The 2,569-nt window shown below is 28.5% G+C and carries 2 protein-coding genes, 2 tRNA genes and 1 rRNA gene; 4 read left to right on the forward strand and 1 reads right to left on the reverse strand.

All coding sequences use genetic code 11. The annotated features are described in order from the left end of the window. Positions 1–156 precede the first annotated feature (156 nt). From rrf to BUA48_RS08250, 4 genes are all read left to right on the forward strand, one after another. A 5S ribosomal RNA gene (rrf, locus tag BUA48_RS08235) occupies positions 157–273 on the forward strand. Between the two features lie 5 nt (positions 274–278). Next, positions 279–353: transfer RNA gene (locus BUA48_RS08240), tRNA-Asn, on the forward strand. Positions 354–356: 3 nt separating this feature from the next. Continuing rightward, positions 357–432: transfer RNA gene (locus tag BUA48_RS08245), tRNA-Phe, on the forward strand. Between the two features lie 386 nt (positions 433–818). Then, the gene (locus BUA48_RS08250; RefSeq protein WP_072831585.1) at positions 819–1,130 is read left to right on the forward strand and encodes a hypothetical protein; all 312 of its coding nucleotides are present in this window, start codon (positions 819–821) and stop codon (positions 1,128–1,130) included. 174 nt (positions 1,131–1,304) lie between these two features. Here the strand turns inward: BUA48_RS08250 and bcp are convergent, their stop codons facing one another. Beyond that, positions 1,305–1,766, reverse strand: coding sequence for a thioredoxin-dependent thiol peroxidase (bcp, locus tag BUA48_RS08255; protein ID WP_084666181.1), 462 nt, complete (start codon positions 1,764–1,766; stop codon positions 1,305–1,307). Between the last annotated feature and the right edge of the window lie 803 nt (positions 1,767–2,569).

A 2,569-nucleotide genomic window follows, 5' to 3' on the forward strand; every position in this document is an offset into this window, starting at 1 on the left:
CGGAGGTGTAAGTATGGTAACATATTCAGCTGACCGATACTAATAGGTCGAGGACTTGACCAAAAAACTCTTAACATTATGCAATTTTGAGAGAACATCTCAAAAATATGTTGACATTAGCTCTAAAAAGAGTTATAATATCAGTGTAATAAATGATCTGGTGACAATAGCGTAAAGGTAACACCCCTTCCCATTCCGAACAGGCAGGTTAAGCTTTACAGCGCTGATGGTACTGCAGGGGAAGCCCTGTGGGAGAGTAAGACATCGCCAGGTAATATTCCGCGATAGCTCAACGGTGGAGCACTCGGCTGTTAACCGATAGGTTGAAGGTTCGAATCCTTTTCGCGGAGCCATATGGCTGGATAGCTCAGTCGGTAGAGCAGAGGACTGAAAATCCTCGTGTCCCTGGTTCGATTCCTGGTCTAGCCACCAAACACCTTAGATATAATCTAAGGTGTTTTTTATTATTTATTCTAAGTATATTTTAAAAGTTAGTTGATATGAACTATATGTAATTATACAATATTTATATTAAGAATTTTATAATCTATAAAGCACGTAAGAATTTATATTATAATAAGAGATTAGATGAATTATATATAAAGCTTAATATATTTAAATATAACAGTTAAACTTAAGAATAAATTATCCTATTTATATAGGATGAGTCTAGTATTGAAAGTACTATATGAATTTTAAAATTAATATGTAAAAAACTAAAGATTAGATTTTTTATTAGAATTTTTATAATTACTAAGAAATATATTATTTATATTAAAACAATTTATCTTCAAGATAAAAAAATAAGAGGTGAGGGTATGATTATATTCGCAGTGTTATTTATTATATTAGGTGTAGCAATGATAGCCCTTGGGGCAAAACTATCTTCAGAAGAAATAATAAGGTCAAATGCTAAGGGAAGGGAAATAAGAGAACAAGATAAATATATTAAAGGCAATAGAATAATATATATACTTGTAGGTGTATTATCTATCTTGATAAGTGTTTTAGCCTTATTTAAAGTAATAGATGCTCAAATAATGTTAATTTTATATTTAATATTTTGGGTATTTAATAAGATTGGTGTAATGATTTTAAATAATTCTTATGGAACAAAGAATTCTAAATAAGTGTATATAAAGTAAAAAGGTCTAGTAGCTAAAGTTACTAGACCTTTTTATTATACAATTTTAAGTCATATAGTTATTGTAGTCAGTTTATAATGAAATGTCATTTAAAAAGCTTCAAAATATAAACTCACCCCTTAACTATAATTAGAATTTAAGCGATTAAATAAGTATATATTATTTAATAGTTTCTATAATAGAATCAACATGGCCAGCTACTTTTACTTTTCTAAATATATTTTGGATTTTACCAGTTTCATCAATAATAAATGTGCTTCGCTCTATACCAAAACACTTCTTCCCAAACATAGTTTTTTCTTTTAAAACTCCATAGCTATTGCAAAGATCTTCATTTTCATCAGAAAGAAGAATAAAATTAAGTTGGTTCTTTTCAATGAACTTTTTATGAGAAGCTATGGAATCTCTACTTACGCCTAATATAACACAATTTAACTCATCCAGAGTTTTAAGATTATCATTAAAAGATAATACTTCACTCTTTCATCCAGGGGTATTGTCTTTAGGGTAAAAGAATAGAATTACTTTTTTGCCAATGTAATCTGATAGTTTATGAGTTTTATCATCTGATCCAATGATATTAAACTCAGGAGCTTGCATCCCAATTTCTAAAATTTCCATGATATCACCTCTAAATAATAATTAATATTAATTAGTTATTATTATAGCATATTCTTTTAAATAATAATACTAATAAAATAGTATTTAAAAATTTTAATAAAAGATATATAGAGATGATATAAAAGTATAATAAAAGGGTATAATTTTAATATATTATATATAAAAATTAAGTTTTTTAAATTGAAAGGAGTTTAATATTATTAAACTTAAGATGAAAAAATGTAAAAAAATAAGAGAAACTTTACCTAGTGTATCAATATAGTAAAATTGATAAAAATAAAAGATATATACTGTAAAATCAATATAATTTAAAAAAATGATAAATTATCAATTAAAACAGCTTGTAGATTATGATAAGATAATCTTCGTCGCTGAGATGCGGCAACAGAAAAACTTCTTTAAGAGTTTGAAAGTAATTAAAAACTTTTGAAAAAACTTTTAAAAAAGTGTTGACAAACGATTAAAAGTTTGTTAAAATATTAAGAGTCGTCAGGTGATGACGATAAATGACATGGTCTTTGAAAATTAAACAGAGTAATAAAGAAACAACTCGTAAAATGCTTTGAGTAATAAATAAAATCTTATCGAAAGATAAGTAGTCAGTGAATACTGAGTAATCAAACTTTTAAATTGAGAGTTTGATCCTGGCTCAGGACGAACGCTGGCGGCGTGCTTAACACATGCAAGTCGAGCGATGAAGTTCCTTCGGGAACGGATTAGCGGCGGACGGGTGAGTAACACGTGGGCAACCTGCCTGTAAGTGGGGGATAGCCCTCCGAAAGGAGGAGTAATACCGCATAAGA

The organism is Clostridium collagenovorans DSM 3089 (assembly GCF_900130005.1).
GTDB lineage: Bacteria > Bacillota > Clostridia > Clostridiales > Clostridiaceae > Clostridium_D > Clostridium_D collagenovorans.